The 15216-nt window shown below is 69.1% G+C and carries 13 protein-coding genes and 1 riboswitch; of the genes, 7 read left to right on the forward strand and 6 right to left on the reverse strand.

Annotated elements, in window-relative coordinates; translation table 11 throughout:
- Window positions 1–232: 232 nt before the first annotated feature.
- The gene (locus KHF85_RS06020) at window positions 233–1093 is read right to left on the reverse strand and encodes an XOO1806 family protein (protein WP_053834962.1); all 861 of its coding nucleotides are present in this window, start codon (window positions 1091–1093) and stop codon (window positions 233–235) included.
- 116 nt (window positions 1094–1209) lie between these two features.
- Window positions 1210–2124, reverse strand: a complete 915-nt coding sequence (gene hslO / locus KHF85_RS06025) for an Hsp33 family molecular chaperone HslO (protein WP_284568890.1) — start codon at window positions 2122–2124, stop codon at window positions 1210–1212.
- 63 nt (window positions 2125–2187) lie between these two features.
- Here hslO and mtgA point away from each other — a divergent pair, with 63 nt between their 5' ends.
- The 4 genes from mtgA (at window position 2188) to KHF85_RS06045 (ending at window position 5951) form a co-directional block, all read left to right on the forward strand.
- On the forward strand, window positions 2188–2931 hold the full coding sequence (gene mtgA, locus KHF85_RS06030) for a monofunctional biosynthetic peptidoglycan transglycosylase (protein ID WP_284568891.1): 744 nt from the start codon (window positions 2188–2190) through the stop codon (window positions 2929–2931).
- A 250-nt stretch (window positions 2932–3181) separates the two neighbouring features.
- A protein-coding gene (locus tag KHF85_RS06035; RefSeq protein WP_284566970.1) for an IS3 family transposase occupies window positions 3182–4326 on the forward strand; the annotation gives its coding sequence in 2 pieces (ribosomal slippage) (window positions 3182–3434 and window positions 3434–4326; 1146 coding nt in all).
- Between the two features lie 214 nt (window positions 4327–4540).
- On the forward strand, window positions 4541–5563 hold the full coding sequence (locus tag KHF85_RS06040; protein ID WP_003466976.1) for a glycosyltransferase family 2 protein: 1023 nt from the start codon (window positions 4541–4543) through the stop codon (window positions 5561–5563).
- Window positions 5523–5951: a CBS domain-containing protein gene (locus KHF85_RS06045; RefSeq protein ID WP_284568892.1), complete on the forward strand. Its 429-nt coding sequence runs from the start codon at window positions 5523–5525 to the stop codon at window positions 5949–5951. Before KHF85_RS06040 ends, KHF85_RS06045 begins: the two co-directional genes overlap by 41 nt.
- A gap of 89 nt (window positions 5952–6040) precedes the next feature.
- Here the strand turns inward: KHF85_RS06045 and KHF85_RS06050 are convergent, their stop codons facing one another.
- The 4 genes from KHF85_RS06050 to KHF85_RS06065 form a co-directional block, all read right to left on the reverse strand.
- A complete protein-coding gene (locus KHF85_RS06050; RefSeq protein ID WP_284568893.1) occupies window positions 6041–8020 on the reverse strand; it encodes an AsmA family protein in 1980 nt (659 codons plus the stop codon).
- A gap of 61 nt (window positions 8021–8081) precedes the next feature.
- Window positions 8082–8726 (reverse strand): PAQR family membrane homeostasis protein TrhA, encoded by a 645-nt coding sequence (trhA, locus tag KHF85_RS06055; RefSeq protein WP_284568894.1) that lies wholly within the window; start codon window positions 8724–8726, stop codon window positions 8082–8084.
- A 128-nt stretch (window positions 8727–8854) separates the two neighbouring features.
- Window positions 8855–10459 carry a peptide chain release factor 3 gene (locus tag KHF85_RS06060; protein WP_284568895.1) on the reverse strand — a complete coding sequence of 535 codons (1605 nt, stop codon included), beginning with the start codon at window positions 10457–10459 and terminating at the stop codon, window positions 8855–8857.
- A gap of 46 nt (window positions 10460–10505) precedes the next feature.
- A complete protein-coding gene (locus tag KHF85_RS06065) occupies window positions 10506–11540 on the reverse strand; it encodes a peptidoglycan DD-metalloendopeptidase family protein (RefSeq protein ID WP_284568896.1) in 1035 nt (344 codons plus the stop codon).
- A gap of 132 nt (window positions 11541–11672) precedes the next feature.
- Window positions 11673–11791: riboswitch (SAM riboswitch) on the forward strand.
- A 70-nt stretch (window positions 11792–11861) separates the two neighbouring features.
- Here KHF85_RS06065 and metX point away from each other — a divergent pair.
- The 3 genes from metX to KHF85_RS06080 are packed head-to-tail and all read left to right on the forward strand — an operon-like array spanning window position 11862 to window position 15210.
- Window positions 11862–12911, forward strand: a complete 1050-nt coding sequence (metX, locus tag KHF85_RS06070) for a homoserine O-succinyltransferase MetX (RefSeq protein ID WP_284568897.1) — start codon at window positions 11862–11864, stop codon at window positions 12909–12911.
- Window positions 12908–14125: an O-succinylhomoserine (thiol)-lyase gene (locus KHF85_RS06075; RefSeq protein ID WP_003472881.1), complete on the forward strand. Its 1218-nt coding sequence runs from the start codon at window positions 12908–12910 to the stop codon at window positions 14123–14125. Before metX ends, KHF85_RS06075 begins: the two co-directional genes overlap by 4 nt.
- Before the next feature lie 20 nt (window positions 14126–14145).
- Window positions 14146–15210 carry a homoserine dehydrogenase family protein gene (locus KHF85_RS06080; protein WP_284569485.1) on the forward strand — a complete coding sequence of 355 codons (1065 nt, stop codon included), beginning with the start codon at window positions 14146–14148 and terminating at the stop codon, window positions 15208–15210.
- The last annotated feature ends 6 nt before the right edge of the window (window positions 15211–15216 follow it).

Consider the following 15216-nt stretch of genomic DNA (forward strand, 5'->3'; position numbering starts at 1 on the left):
CCGAATGAGATCTGGGGTTGACCCATGGTGTGTTGTGCCTGCCGGTGGAGTCGAAAGAGCGACGCCAATTCCTTCAGGGTGACCCGATGGTATCTCGCCTTGCCGAAGAATTAAAGTAGCGTTAACAAGTTGATGGAATTGGGTGAATATCGAAGGCGGGGACACCGGCCATTCATCACAAAAAAAGCGCCCGTGGGCGCTTTTTGGCAGAACATTGCGACGCTGGAGGGACTTACAAATCCTGTTCGTAGCGCACGTAGGGAATGGTGCCTTCCTCGGTGCTGATGTTGTTCGGGGCGAACGGATTCTTGCCGCGGGTGACCACGTTCTCGGCGCCGACGGTCAGCTGGCCGCTCCACGGGGTGCGCCAGGTCAGGCCCACGCCGAGACCGGACCACTTGCCGGGCTGGCCCGGCGCGTCGACCACGCGGCCGATCACGTTGGCGCTGAAGGAGCCGTAGCCGCCGCCGATGCTCAGGCTCTTGCTGTCCCACTGGTCGACCAGCGCCTGCGAGGCGTCGGCGATCGGGACAAGGCGCGCGCGCGCATAGGTGCCGCCGATCGAGACGAAGCCTTCGCGGCCGATGTTCTGCTGCGCGAACACGGTCAGGTCGTTCTGCTCCATGCGCAGCGATGGGGTCTTGTTGGGTCCTGCCAGCCATGCCGGCATGTTTTCGCGGCCGGTCCCCGCCGACAGCGACAGGCGCCCGCCGGGACGGTTGAAGGTGGTGGTCGCGGCGACATGGTGGCCGACATCGCCGTCGTCGTCGCCCAGGCTGGCAAGCATGCAATGGCTGGCCAGCCCGCTGATGCTGCTGCCGCTGGCGCTGTTGCACAGCAGGCCGAGCGAGTCGCCGGAGGACAGGCCGAAGGCGGCGTCGAGCGAATTGCGGCCGAAGTGCCAGCGTGCGCCGACCGCCTGTTCGCCGGTCGGTTCCAGGTACAGCAAGGCCTCGACCTTGCCGCTGCCCTTGTTCCACACCGGCAGCACGGTACGGTCGTGGTTGCCGGCGGGCTTGCTCTGCGCGTGCGCGCCCGTGCTCGCCGCAAGGGCGATCAGCAGGGCAAGTGGTAGGCGCAGTAAAGCTCGCATCGACAGTGTGTGACTCTCAGGCAGGAACTAAAGTTCCCGCCGGGCAGGGGCGATGATGCTAGAGGATTTATGTTTCTTTAACAAGTCGGACTCCCCGTCCTAAAGCTGGTTGCCGACTATTGCAAGCGCTCGGGAGGTGTCGGTTCAGCCGGTGTTACAGCGAACAATACGCTGAATTCCGTCAAGGGGAAGTCATAGCGGCGGCCGCAGAACTCGCACCGTATCTCAACTTGGCCGGTTGTCTCGGCGGCCGCGCGCGCTTCTTCCTCGCCCAGCGAGCGCAGCATGGCCGCCACCCGCTCGCGCGAGCAGGAGCAGCCGAAGCGCAACGGCCTGGTGCCCAGCAGTTCCGGCGCTTCCTCGTGGAACAGCCGGTGCAGCAGGGTCGCCGCCGGCAGCGCCAGCAATTCGGCTTCGCTCACGGTCTCGAACAAGGCCCCGGCGCGGTTCCAGCCGTCCTCGTCGCCGCTGTCGCCGGGCAGCTTCTGCAACAGCAGGCCGGCCGCCTGGTGGCCGTCGGCGGCCAGGATCAGGCGCGTGGGCAGCTGTTCGGACTGGCGGAAATAGTCTTCGAAGGCCTCGCCCAGTTCGGCTGCCGACAGCGCCACCAGGCTCTGGTAGCGCTGCGGTTCGCGCGGATCCAGGCCCGGGTTCTCGATGGTGATCGCCAGCAGCGCGCCGGTGCCGAGCGCGCGCAGGTCGCGCGGCGCGTCGCTGCCTTCGGTCAGCTGGACGATGCCGCGCAGGGTGCCGGCCGCGGTGCATTCGGCGAACAGGGTGCGCAGCGCGCCCTGGCTGCGCAACTGCACCGACAGGCGTCCGTCGACCTTGGTGTGGCCGGTGAACAGCGCTGCGGCCACGCAGGCCTCGCCGAGCAATTCGGTGGCCGCGGCGGGATAGCTGGCCGGCGCGAGGATCTCGCGCCAGGCCGATTGCAGGCGCACGTGCACGCCGCGCACGCCGGCGCCGGGCAGCAGGAAGCGGGTCAGGTGATCGTGATCGGAAGAATGCATCGCGGCCTCGCTGCGCATGGGAAGATGGCGACCGCAGGATAGTGGGTCATCACGGTGGACAAAGTCGAAGAACGCATAGCAATGGGGGCGACGCGGGGCGTTGCAAGTGGCGCGGCCGTGCCGCGGCCGCGGCGCAGGCGCTGGCTGCGCTGGCTGCTGGCGGCGCCGCTGTTGTTCGCGCTGGCGAGCATCTCGCAGGTGATCATGCTGCGCTTCGTCGATCCGCCGTTCTCGGCGATGATGCTGGAGCGCCAGCTCGGCGCCTGGGGCGAGGGCGACTGGTCGTTCCGCGTCGCCTACGACTGGCGCGACAGCGCGCAGATCGCGGCGAGCCTGCCGATTTCGCTGGTGGCGGCCGAGGATCAGCGCTTTCCCAGCCATCACGGTTTCGACCTGGAGGCGATCGAGAAGGCGCGCGACCACAATGCGCGCGGCGGACGCCTGCGCGGCGCCAGCACGATCAGCCAGCAGGTGGCCAAGAACCTGTTCCTGTGGCAGGGCCGCAGCTGGCTGCGCAAGGGGCTGGAGGCCTGGTACACGGTGCTGATCGAGGCGCTGTGGTCGAAGCAGCGGATCCTGGAGGTGTATGCCAACGTCGCCGAGTTCGGCGATGGGGTCTACGGCGCGCAGGCGGCGGCGCGCAGTTTCTGGAGCAAGGATGCGGCGCAGCTGAGTCTGGCGCAGAGCGCGCTGCTGGCGGCGGTGCTGCCGGCGCCGCAGCGCTACGCCGCCACGCGCCCGGGGCCGTACGTGCAACGCCGCGCCAACTGGATCCAGCGGCAGGCGCGGCAGTTGGGCGGGCCGGCGTATCTGCAGGCGCCTTAGGAACATTTGCGCTACGGCGCGTGCGACGTTCGCCGCGATGAGGCGGTTTTGTAGCGCAGGCGCTGCGTTTTAGCCCCTCTCCCATCGGCAGAGGGGGGGCGGTGAGGGTCCGGCGCGAAGCGTCTGGCGGATTTGGGTATGCGAGGCTTCGCCCGTCCCCTCATCCGGCGCTGTGCGCCACCTGTCCTGGTCTAATTCTCGTGGACACCTCGATAGGGGATGATCATCCCCAGCGAGGACTTTGAACGACATGACGCCCCGTATCCGTAGAAATTTCGATACCGCCTTCAAGCTGCAGGTGGTGCAAATGATCCGCGACCAAGGCCTGAGCGTGGGTCAGGTGTGCCGCGACCTGGACTTGGTCGATAGCGCCGTGCGTCGCTGGCTGGCCCAATACGAGGCCGAGCATGCCGGCCAGCCTGGGCAAGGTCGGCCCCTGACCCCCGAGCAGCAACGCATCCGTGAGTTGGAACGGGAGAACCAGCGACTGCGTGAGGACAACAGCTTGTTAAAAAAAGCATCGGCCTTCTTCGCCCGGGAACTGAAATGATCCAGCAGATGATCGATCAGTGGCAGGAGAAGGCCGCAACCGCCCGGCTGTGCCAGCTGCTGGGCGTGAGCCGCTCGGGGCTGTATGCGGCCCGTCGGCGGCGCTCAGCACCGAGGGCGTGCACGCTCGCTGCGCCATTGCAGACGGCGTTCCAGGCCAGCGGCGGCAACTATGGCAGCCGCCGGCTGAGCGCGAGCCTGAAGGCCCAGGGTCTGCCCGCCAGTCGCCATCGAGTCCGCCGCCTGATGAAGCAGCAGGGACTGAAGGCGCGCTGGAGGCGCAAGTTCGTCCATACCACCGACAGCCGACACGAGATGCCGGTGGCGGACAACCATCTGGATCGGCGCTTCAACCCGGACGCCCTCGACCAGGCCTGGGTGGCCGATATCACCTACATCCGCACCGAGCGCGGCTGGCTGTACCTGGCCGCGGTGCTGGACCTGTACTCGCGCAAGGTGGTGGGCTGGGCAATGGCACCGACCATGCCGGCCGAGCTGGTCTGTACCGCCTTGCAGATGGCCATTGCCCTGCGCCAGCCCAAGCCGGGGCTGATCGTGCATAGCGACCGCGGCAGCCAGTACGCCAGCCAGGCCCACCGCGACCTGCTGACCAAGCACAAGCTGGTGGCCAGCATGAGCCGCAAGGGCAACTGCTGGGACAACGCGGTAATGGAGCGGTTCTTCCTGAGCCTGAAAATGGAGCGCGTCTGGCAGCGTCGCTACACCAACCCCAACGAGGCCATCGCCGATATCACCCACTACATCGTCGGCTTCTACAACACCCACCGCCTGCACTCCACCCTCGGCTATCGATCTCCAGCCGACTACGAGAAAGCCACTACCTGAAACCCCCTATCCACGTGTCCACCAAAACTTGACCACAACAGCTTCGCCCGTCCCCTCATCCGGCGCTGCGTGCCACCGTCCCCCAAAAAGGCGGCCATGGTCCCGAGGGGAGAAGGAACAGCCGTTGCCGGTGGGAAAAGGGAGCGACTCCGGATTCTGGTCAGGTGGCGCGCTGCCGCTGGTGAACGCGCAGGCCGCTCCGTACCATCGGCACATGGAACCCGAGCGCCTGACCGTCGTCGTCACTGCCTTCAACGAGGCGCAGACCCTGCCGTTGCTGCAGCCGCGCATCCTCGCCGCGCTCGATGGCGTGGATGGCCTGGAGGGGCGGGTGCTGTACGTGGACGACGGCAGCCGCGACGCGACCTGGGAGGTGATCCTGGCGCTGGCCGCGGCCGATCCGCGGGTCGGCGCGCTGCGCCTGTCGCGCAATTTCGGCAAGGAGCTGGCGCTGACCGCGGGCCTGGATTTCGTCGAGCACGGCGCTGCGATGCTGCTGGACGCCGACGGCCAGGATCCGCCGGAGCTGATCGCGCAGTTCGTCGCGCAGTGGCGCGCCGGCTACGACGATATCTACGGCACCCGCATCGCGCGCGAGGGCGAGAGTTGGCTCAAGCGCGGCACCGCGTCGCTGTTCTACCGCGTGATCGGGCGCCTGTCGAAGACCCCGATCCCGGCCGATACCGGCGATTTCCGCCTGTTGTCGCCGCGCGCGCTGGCGGCGCTGGCGCAGTTGCGCGAACGCCATCGCTTCATGAAGGGGCTGTTCGGCTGGGTCGGTTTCCGCCAGCTGGCGTTGCCGTACCGGCGTGCGCCGCGCCTGGCCGGGCGCAGCAAGTACGGCCTGTGGCGGCTGTGGAACTTCGCGCTGGAAGGCATCACCGGTTTCTCCACGGCGCCGCTGCGGGTGGCGACCTATCTGGGACTGGCGACCGCGCTCGGCGCCTTTCTGTTCGGCACCTGGATCGTGGTCAAGGCGGCGCTATGGGGCGATCCGGTCGCCGGCTGGCCGACGATGATGGCGGTGATCCTGTTCCTGGGCGGCACGCAGCTGATCGCGCTGGGCCTGATCGGCGAATACCTGGGCCGGTTGTACGAGGAATCCAAGCAGCGGCCGCTGTATCTGGTCGACACCTGGCGTGCGCCGGGCGGAGGAGTATGCTCGGCCGTGCGATCCAGCGAACCGGGAGGCAGCGATGCGTACGGTACGACAGTTGTTGGGCGACAAGGGCGGTGAGATCCATGCAGTGGCGCCGGATGCGGCGGTGGTCGATGCGCTGCGGCTGATGGCCGACAAGGGCATCGGCGCGGTCCTGGTGATGCAGGACGGGGGCCTGGCCGGGATCCTGTCCGAGCGCGACTACGCGCGCAAGGTGGTACTGCAGGACCGCTCTTCGGCGACCACGCCGGTGCGCGACATCATGAGCGCGAAGGTATACACGGTGGACCCGTCGCAGAGCGTGCAGCAATGCATGGAACTGATGACCGGCCAACGCATCCGCCATCTGCCGGTGGTACAGGCCGGCGCGGTGGTCGGGGTGATCTCGATCGGCGACCTGGTCAAGGCGGTGATCGAGGAGCAGCAGCGGGAACTGGATCAGTTGCAGCGCTATATCACTAGTTGACGGGACTCGGGACCCGGGACTCGGAAAAGCAAGAGTGCAACATGGGCTTTTGATTTTCCGAGTCCCGTGTCCCGAGTTCCGAGTCCCGGCTACTTAGAGTGATGGCCAACGCAATCGACGTCCTTGCCTGGCCCCGTCTCGAAGGTCGCCAGCAGGGCCGCCGGCGGGGCGATGGCGCCCAGCGCCAGGGCGACGGCGCCGCGCATGCCCAGGGCCTTGAAGTCGGGGCGGAAGGTCGGGTCCTTGAAGGTGCCGGCGACGCGCAACGGCGAGCGCAACGACAAAATGCTGTGGTCCTTCGGGCGCGCCTTCAGCAGCAGGTCCAGTTTTTCGTCGCCCAGGTCGATGTTGCCGCTGCCGACGAGCAGCGTGTCGGTGGTGTCGAAGGCCAGCGCGCGCGCGTCCATCACCCCGTCCCTGACCGCGAAATCGCCGAACGCGCAGCGCACCGGAATCTGCCGGTCCTTGGTGACCAGGAACTTCAGCGATTCGGCGATGTCCAGCCCGGCCAGTTCCATGACCAGGTTGCTGACATGGCCTTTGCCCATGCCGATGGCGACGCTGCCGTCGGCGCTGCCGAGCATCTGCGCGATCGAGTTGCCGGTGCCGGCCAGTGCGATCTCGCCGCCGATCGCGCCGGAGGCTTCCTTGGCCAGTTGCCCGTCCGGGAACAGCTTGCCCAGCTGCATGCCGCGCACCGAGATCTGCGCGCGGGTGGCGATGGTGGATTTGCGTGCATCCATGCGGATGTCCGAGCGGATGTTGCCGCCGGCCACGCCGAAGTCGAGCGGCTGCAGCAGCAGCACGCCGTCGTTGAGCTTCAGGTGCGCGTCCATGGCGTCCAGCGGCAGTGTCTGCGCGTTGATCCGCTGCGCCTTCCAGCGGACGTCGGCGTCCATCGCGCGCAACTTGCCGAGGTCGTACGGCGTGGACGGCAGCAGCTTGGCGCTGGCCGCGAGTTTGGCCGCCTGCGCTTTCTGTTCGTCGTTGGCGGTCTCGCCGGCGCCGGTGCGCGGCGGCGCGCCGACGAAGCCGCCCAGGTCGTCGAAGTCCAGGCGCCGCGAACGCAGGTCGGCGTGCAGGAACGGGCGCTGTCCGGCGCTGTCGATCTGCACGGTGCCGGCCAGGTCGCTGTCGCCGGCGCGGCCGTTGAAGTCCTCGTAGCGCCAGATTTCGCCATTGCGCTTGAGCCGGCCGTCCAGTTGATAGGGCGGGGTGGAGGGCATGGCGATGCCGAGCAGCGGATACAGGTGCTGCATGTCGGTGCCGACCAGGCTCAGCTGCAGGTCGAACACGCGCAGCTGGAACGGATTGGTCAGGGTGCCGCGCATATGCGCGCGGGTGCTGCCGGCGCTGCCGCGCAGGTCGATCTTGAACGGGTGGTCGCTTTCGCTCAGTTCCAGCGGCGAAGCGGTGCTGCCCTTGAGCGTGAACGGGTTGCCGCGCCAGCGGCCATCGCCGGCGACCGCGATCGGCGGCGCCGCGTCGCCGCGGCGCCGCTGCGAGGTCAGGCTGTCGACGCTGACGTCGATGTCGGTGCGGCCGGGCACGTCCTGGAAGCGCAGCCGTCCCTGTTGCACCAGCATGCGGCCCAGGACCACCTGGGTGCCGCCATCGCTGCTGCCGAAGTTCCAGTTGCCGGGTTGCCCGTTCGGCCCGGTTTCGAGCAGCAGGTTCGGCTGGGTCAGGCGGATCTCGGGAATGCGCAGTTTGCCGCGCAGCAGCGGCCATAACGCGAGGTCGATCTCGGCACGTTGCGCGCTGGCCATCTGCGGCTGTTTCGACCAGTCTGCGTTGGCCAGGCGCAGGCGCTCGCCGCGGACGGTGATGGTGCTGCCGAGGTCGACGTCGAGGTTGCCGTCGATATGGAATGCGCGGCCGGTCTTGGCCTGCACGGCGCGTTCCACCAGACCCTTGAACCAGTTCCAGTCGAACACCAGGATGACGATCAGCAGCGCCAGTACCAGCGCGCCGAGCACGAACGGCCAGCGCCGCAGGCGGCCATCGTTGCGGCGCCAGGGCCAGGAGCGGCGTCGGCCACGTGGTGCAGAAGTGGGTTCGCGATCCATCCGACCATAGTAGGCGGTGCGCGTGCACGGGGTGCGAAAGGCGCGCGTCGCGCCAGGCGCGCTAGAGCACTTGCGTGGTCACCGCAACGAAATGGCAGACGCTGCCGGCGAGCACGAACAGGTGCCAGATCGCATGGAAGTAGCGCACCGTGTCGCGTTGATAGAAGTAGGTGCCCAGCGTGTAGAACAGGCCGCCGGCCAGCAGCCAGCACAGGGTGGGGACATCGACCGAATGCAGCAGCGGCTCGATCGCGACCACGATCAGCCAGCCCATGGCCAGGTAGAGGATGGTGGACAGCAGCCGGAAGCGGCCGGTGCAGAACAGCTTGAACACCACTCCGGCCAGGGCGATGCTCCAGATCGCCGCGAACAGGCACCAGCCCCAGGGGCCGCGCAGGCTGATCAGGGTGAACGGGGTATAGGTGCCGGCGATCAGCACGTAGATCGCACAGTGGTCCAGCACCTGCAGCCGCGCCTTGGCGCCGGGATGCGGGATGGCGTGGTACAGCGTGGAGGCGGTGTACAGCAGCAGCAAGGCGACCCCGAACACGATGGCACCGGCCAGTTGCCAGCCGTCGCCGTAGATCGCGGCGAGGGTGATGAGGACCGAGCTGCCGGCCAGTGCGGCGACTGCGCCCAGGCCGTGGGTCAGCGCGCTGGCCAGTTCGTCGCGCCAGTCCGTAGAAGGCGGCGCGTCGGCATGCATGCGCGAGGGCCGTGGGTCTGCTTCCATGGCGCGAAAAGGTACATCAGTTGCGAGCGATTCGCATCCGTTGCGGCCCAGCACGTGGCGCGCGGTTCACGCCCGCGCGCTGGCCGCTGAAGAATGGCGCCTCAGTCCAGCGCGACGCTGTGCGCGTGCTCGCGGGTCGCGGCGAAGCGCACGTCCGGCGCGCGTTCCTGCGCCAGCTGCAGGTTGACCCGGGTCGGCGCCAGATAGACCAGTTCGCCGGCGCCGTCGATGCCGAGGTTCATTGCGTTCTTCTCGCGGAATTCCTCCAGCGTTTTCGGATTGTCGCAATGCACCCAGCGCGCGGTGACCACGCCGACCGGCTCGAAGCTGGCGTCCACGCCGTATTCGTCCTTGAGCCGGTAGGCGACTACTTCAAACTGCAGCACGCCGACCGCGCCGAGGATCAGGTCGTTGCTCATCAGCGGGCGGAAGAACTGGGTGGCGCCTTCCTCGGACAGCTGCGCCAGGCCCTTCTGCAACTGCTTGAGCTTGAGCGGGTCGCGCAGCCGCGCGCGGCGGAACAGTTCCGGGGCGAAGTTGGGGATGCCGGTGAACGCCAGCGCCTCGCCCTCGGTGAAGGTGTCGCCGATGGAGATGGTGCCGTGGTTGTGGATGCCGATGACGTCGCCGGGGTAGGCCTCGGCGGCGATCTCGCGGTCGCTGGCCATGAAGGTCAGCGCGTTGGCCAGTTTGGTGTCCTTGCCGGTGCGCACGTGCAGGGTCTTCATGCCGGCGCTGAAGCGGCCCGAGCAGATGCGCATGAACGCGACCCGGTCGCGGTGCTGCGGGTCCATGTTGGCCTGGATCTTGAACACGAAGCCGGTCAGCTTCTCTTCGGTCGCCTGTACCTCGCGGCCGGTGGTGGCGTGCGGCTGCGGCGGCGGCGCGTGTTCGGCGAAGAAGTCCAGCAGCGGCTGCACGCCGAAGTTGTTGACGCCGGAGCCGAAGAACACCGGGGTCTGCTTGCCGGCGCGGTAGGCGGCAAGGTCGAACGGATGGCTGGCGCCCTGCACCAGCTCCAGTTCCTCGCGCAGTTCGGCCAGCATCTGCGCGCCGATGCGTTCGGCCAGGCCGGGCGCGTCCAGCGACGGGAAGATGGTCGAGTCCTGGCGGGTGAAGTTGCGGCCCTGTTCGTACAGGTGCACTTCGCCGCTGATCAGGTGCACCACGCCCTTCAGGCGCTGGCCCATGCCGATCGGCCAGGTCACCGGCGCGCACTGGATGCCGAGCACGGTCTCCACTTCGTCCAGCAGGTCGATCGGGTCCTTGCCCTCGCGGTCGAGCTTGTTGATGAAGGTCATGATCGGCGTGTCGCGCAGCCGGCACACTTCCATCAGCTTGATGGTGCGTTCTTCCACGCCCTTGGCCACGTCGATCACCATCAGCGCCGAGTCCACCGCGGTGAGCACGCGGTAGGTGTCCTCGCCGAAGTCGGCGTGGCCGGGGGTGTCGAGCAGGTTGATGATCTTGCCTTCGTACGGGAACTGCATTACCGACGAAGTCACCGAGATGCCGCGCTCCTTTTCCAGCGCCATCCAGTCGGAGGTCGCGTGGCGCGCGGCCTTGCGGCCCTTGACCGAGCCGGCCATCTGGATCGCGCCGCCGAACAGCAGCAGCTTTTCGGTCAGCGTGGTCTTGCCGGCGTCGGGGTGGGAAATGATGGCGAAGGTGCGGCGGCGCGCAGCTTCCTGGGCAACATCGGACATGGCAACGGCGCCCACTGGGCGATCACGGCTACAGGGAAGAGCGCGATTATAGCGCCGCGCCGCCTGGCACGGGTTGCGTGGCGTCCGTGGCGTCCTCGCTGCGCGGCAGCCTGAGTTCGCCCAGCGCGCCGGCCATGCGGAACGGGATCGCGTCCAGGCGCATGCCGCGGTTGACTTGCACCGCGAAGTGCAGGTGCGGCGCGCTGCTCAGGCCAGTGTTGCCGGACAGCGCCAGGCGTTGTCCGGCGGCGATGCGCTGGCCCGCACGCACCGCCACGCCCTGCGGCGCCAGGTGCGCGTACAGCGCCATGCTGCCGTCGGCATGCAGGATGCGCACGAAGTTGGCGCGGCCGCCGAAGCGTTCGCGGTCCAGCCCGGCCGCGGCGAAGCCCGCTTGCACCTGCATCACCGTGCCGGCGCGCGCGGCCAGCACCGGGGTGCCTTCGGCCAGGGCGAAATCCAACGCGTAATAGTTCTGCGCGTCGCGGTGGCTGAAACGGCTGCCCACGCCCTGGTCCACGCGCACCGGGGCGGCGTCGAACGGCAGCCGGTACAGCGCGTCCTGCGGCTTGGCGGCCGGGTCGCCGGGCACGGCCTCCAGGACCAGCTCGAATGGGCTGGGATAGCGCGGGTCGCCGGGATACAGCCGCGATAGCAGCGCGCTGCCGCGGGCGGGCAGCAGCGCGCGTAGCGGCAGTGCCGGAACCGCGGTGAGGTTGTCGGCGCGGCGGGAGCGCAGTTGCACCTGCACTGGCCCGTCCACGCGGTTGTCGGCCCAGGCCTGCTGGCGCGGGAGCTGGCCGTCCACGCGCAGCTGTGCCAGCGCCGCATCAGCTGCCGCCTGCTGCGGCTGCGGCTGCGGCCGCGGGGCGGGCGTCGCCGCGCGCTGCGGATTCGTGGCGTGGTCGCCGTAGTGGGCGACGCCGTCGGCGTCGCGCCACGCATACAGCGTGCCGGCCGCGCTGCACGCGGGCGCCAGCGCCGATCCGTACACGGCCAGCAGCAGCCAACGCGGCGCAGCGCGCAAGCGGATGGCGGCGGCGTCGCGGACGCTGGCGGGGGCCGGGCACTGGCCGGGCATCGGGGCTCCTGGCGCCGGCGTGGGGAGCGCCGTGGCGCTGCGCAGTATGCGGCAGCCCGCGATGTGGATTCTTATATCGCTCCATCCGAATAAAGAGATTTGACAGCGCCGAAAAACGCTGGCATCGTGGCGCCACCATCGAGACCGGCGGAGGGACAGGCCCTTTGATGCCGGGGCAGCCAGCGGACGCGCAAGCGACCGTGTAGGTGCCAAATCCTGCGGGGACCACCGCGTCCGCCGAAAGATGGTTCGATTCGTGCCTTCCGCACGTCGAACGCGAGCTCCGCGAAGCTCGATGGCCGTTCCTCACCGGATACCGCCATGAGCTTCGTGAATACGCCAAATCGCCCCCTTGACGCGCATCCAGCGCTGGACCGCTACGCCGCCGACGTCGCGCCGGCTGCCGATGGGGTGATCGCGATGCGTGGCGAAGTCGCGGTGGCGTTGCCGCTGCGCCACGCCGGCGTGCACCTGCTGCGCCTGCGCTACGAACTGAGCGGCCCGGCCGATGCGCCTGTGGTGTTCGTGGCCGGCGGTATTTCCGCGCACCGCCATCTGGCCGCCAACGCGAGCTTCCCCGAGAAAGGCTGGGCCGAAGGCCTGGTCGGGCCGGGGCGGACGCTGGATCCTGGCCAGCGGCGCCTGCTCGGGTTCGACTTCGTCGGTGCCGATGGCAGCCTGGACGTGCCGATCGACAGCGCCGACCAGGCCGATGCGATCGCCGCGCTGCTGGATGCGCTGGGCATCGCCCAACTGCATGGCTTCGTCGGCTATTCCTACGGCGCGCTGGTCGGCCTGCAGCTGGCGGTGCGGCATCCGCAGCGCTTGCTGAAGCTGGTCGCGGTCAGCGGCGCACACCGCGCGCATCCGTATGCCGCGGCGTGGCGCGCGCTGCAGCGCCGCGCGGTGGCGCTGGGCCAGTTGCAGTGCGCCGAGAGCCACGGGCTGTCGCTGGCGCGGCAGTTCGCGATGCTCAGCTACCGTACCCCGGAAGAGTTCGGCGAGCGCTTCGCCGCGCCGCCGGAAGTGATCAACGGCCGCGTCCGCGTCGCCGCCGAAGACTATCTGGATGCCGCCGGCGCGCAGTACGTGGCGCGCACCCAGGTCAACGCCTACCTGCGCCTGTCCGAATCCATCGACCTGCACCGCATCGATCCGGCCGCCGTCGCCGTGCCCACCGTGGTGGTCGCGGTGGAAGGCGACCGCCTGGTGCCGCTGGCCGACCTGGTCACCCTGGTCGAAGGGCTAGGCCCGCGCGGCAGCCTGCGCGTGCTGCGTTCGCCGTACGGCCACGACGCCTTCCTGAAAGAAACCGACCGCATCGACGCGATCCTCGCCACCGCCCTTCGCCCCACCGGAGCTACCGCATGAGCACTGCCCACGACAACGATCTGCCCTGTAGCGCCGCCACCGCCGCGGTGCGCGCCGGCATCGACCGCGACACCGCCTACGGCGCGGTGACCCCGCCGATCGTGCTGTCGTCGAACTTCAGCTTCGACGGCTTCGGCAACAAGCGCCAGTACGACTACACCCGCAGCGGCAATCCGACCCGCGACCTGCTCGGCGAAGCGCTGGCGGAGCTGGAAGGCGGCGCCGGCGGCGTGATCACCGCCACCGGCATGGGTGCGATCAACCTGGTGCTGAACGCGCTGCTGCAGCCGGGCGACAAGCTGGTGGTGCCGCACGATGCGTACGGCGGCAGCTGGCGCCTGTTCAACGCGCTGGCCAAGAAGGGCCATTTCGAACTGATCACCGCCGACCTGACCGACCCGCGCTCGCTGGCCGAGGCGCTGGCGCAGTCGCCGCAGCTGGTGCTGATCGAGACCCCGTCCAATCCGCTGCTGCGCATCACCGACCTGCGTTTCGTCATCGATGCCGCGCACAAGGCCGGCGCGCTGGCGGTGGTCGACAACACCTTCCTGTCGCCGGCGCTGCAAAAGCCCATTGCGTTCGGCGCCGACCTGGTGATCCATTCCACCACCAAGTACGTCAACGGCCACAGCGATGTGGTCGGCGGCGCGGTGATCGCCGCCAACGCCGACCTGCACCAGCAGCTGGTGTGGTGGGCCAACGCACTGGGCCTGACCGGTTCGCCGTTCGATGCGTTCCTGACCCTGCGCGGCCTGCGCACGCTGGATGCGCGGCTGCGCGTGCACCAGGAGAATGCGCAGGCGGTGGTGGCGCTGCTCGACGGGCATGCCGCGGTCAACCAGGTCTATTACCCGGGCCTGGCCACGCATCCGGGGCATGCGGTGGCGGCGCGGCAGCAGACCGGTTTCGGCGCGATGATCAGCTTCGAGCTGGCCGGCGGCGAGGCGCAGGTGCGCGCCTTCGTCGATGGCCTGCGCTATTTCACCCTGGCCGAGTCGCTGGGCGGGGTGGAGAGCCTGATCGCGCATCCGGCGTCGATGACGCATGCGGCGATGACCGCCGAGGCCCGTGCCAACGCCGGCATCAGCGATGGCCTGCTGCGGCTGTCAGTGGGCATCGAGTCCAGCGAGGATTTGATCGCCGACCTGCAGGCCGGTCTGCTGCGTGCGCAGCAGGCAGGCGAGGCGGTGGCGCGCAAACGGGTGGACGCGTGAGCAGTAGCGTCGCCGATGCCATAGCGCCGGCGCCGGCGCGGGCCGCCGATGCCGCACTGCCGCGCCTCGGCCTGCTCGGCACCGGCACGGTCGGCCGCGCCTTCGTCGCGCGCTACCAGGTGCTGCAGCAGCGCCGCGCGGGCTTGCCGGCCTTCGCCTGGCTGGCCAATTCGCGGGTCCTGCAAGAGTGCCGGCAGGCGCCGGCGCAGGCGCTGGCCGTGGCCAATGCCGCCGCGCGCGGTGATGGCGGCAGCGCGCCGCAACCCGCCGACCTGCGCGGTGGCGACATCGTGGTCGATGCCACCGCCAGCGAGGCGGTGGCGCAGCGGCATGCCGAGTGGCTGGCGCGCGGGGTGCACGTGGTCACCGCGAACAAGCTCGGCCAGGGCGCGGCGTTGGCGCGCGCCGAACAGATCCACACCGCGCGGCATGCCGCCGGCGCGCACTACGGCGACAGCGCCACGGTCGGCGCGGGCCTGCCGTTGCTGAGCAGCCTGCGCGCGCTGGCCGCCGGCGGCGACCACATCCACGCGGTGGAAGGCGTGCTGTCCGGCTCGATGGCCTGGCTGCTGCACCGCTATGACGGCAGCCGCGCATTTTCCGAGTGCGTGCGCGAGGCGGCGGCGGCCGGCTACACCGAACCCGATCCGCGCGAGGACCTGTCCGGCGAGGACGTGCGCCGCAAGCTGCTGATCCTGGCGCGCGCGGCCGGGCTGTCGCTGCGTGCCGAGCAGGTGCAGGTCGATTCGCTGCTGCCGCCGGCGTTGGCTGCGGCGGCGGCGCAGGACGTGGATGCCGCACTTTCTGCGCTGGATGCGCCGCTGGCGGCGCGCCTGGCGCAGGCGCGTGCGAACGGCGCCTGCCTGCGTTTCGTCGGCCGCTTCGATGCGCATGGCGCGTCGGTGGGACTGCGCGAACTGCCGCTGGCGCATCCGCTGGCCAGCGGTGCCGGCACCGACAACCGCGTCGCCATCCACAGCGACCGCTACCTGCAGCAGCCGCTGCTGATCCAGGGTCCGGGTGCCGGTGCCGAGGTGACCGCGGCGGCCTTGCTCGACGACGTGCTGCGGATCGCGGTGCGCTGACGGTGC

This window comes from Xanthomonas graminis pv. graminis (assembly GCF_030168915.1).
Lineage (GTDB): Bacteria > Pseudomonadota > Gammaproteobacteria > Xanthomonadales > Xanthomonadaceae > Xanthomonas_A > Xanthomonas_A translucens.

Excerpts from the sequence above, each read along its gene's own strand:
- metX (WP_284568897.1), top strand. The coding sequence starts at position 11,862 with ATGAGCTTCGTGAATACGCCAAATCGCCCCCTTGACGCGCATCCAGCG.
- hslO (WP_284568890.1), bottom strand. The coding sequence starts at position 2,124 with ATGCGCAGCGAGGCCGCGATGCATTCTTCCGATCACGATCACCTGACC.
- trhA (WP_284568894.1), bottom strand. The coding sequence starts at position 8,726 with ATGCATGCCGACGCGCCGCCTTCTACGGACTGGCGCGACGAACTGGCC.
- KHF85_RS06065 (WP_284568896.1), bottom strand. The coding sequence starts at position 11,540 with ATGCCCGGCCAGTGCCCGGCCCCCGCCAGCGTCCGCGACGCCGCCGCC.
- KHF85_RS06050 (WP_284568893.1), bottom strand. The coding sequence starts at position 8,020 with ATGGATCGCGAACCCACTTCTGCACCACGTGGCCGACGCCGCTCCTGG.
- KHF85_RS06040 (WP_003466976.1), top strand. The coding sequence starts at position 4,541 with ATGGAACCCGAGCGCCTGACCGTCGTCGTCACTGCCTTCAACGAGGCG.
- KHF85_RS06060 (WP_284568895.1), bottom strand. The coding sequence starts at position 10,459 with ATGTCCGATGTTGCCCAGGAAGCTGCGCGCCGCCGCACCTTCGCCATC.
- KHF85_RS06020 (WP_053834962.1), bottom strand. The coding sequence starts at position 1,093 with ATGCGAGCTTTACTGCGCCTACCACTTGCCCTGCTGATCGCCCTTGCG.
- mtgA (WP_284568891.1), top strand. The coding sequence starts at position 2,188 with ATGGGGGCGACGCGGGGCGTTGCAAGTGGCGCGGCCGTGCCGCGGCCG.
- KHF85_RS06045 (WP_284568892.1), top strand. The coding sequence starts at position 5,523 with ATGCGTACGGTACGACAGTTGTTGGGCGACAAGGGCGGTGAGATCCAT.
- KHF85_RS06075 (WP_003472881.1), top strand. The coding sequence starts at position 12,908 with ATGAGCACTGCCCACGACAACGATCTGCCCTGTAGCGCCGCCACCGCC.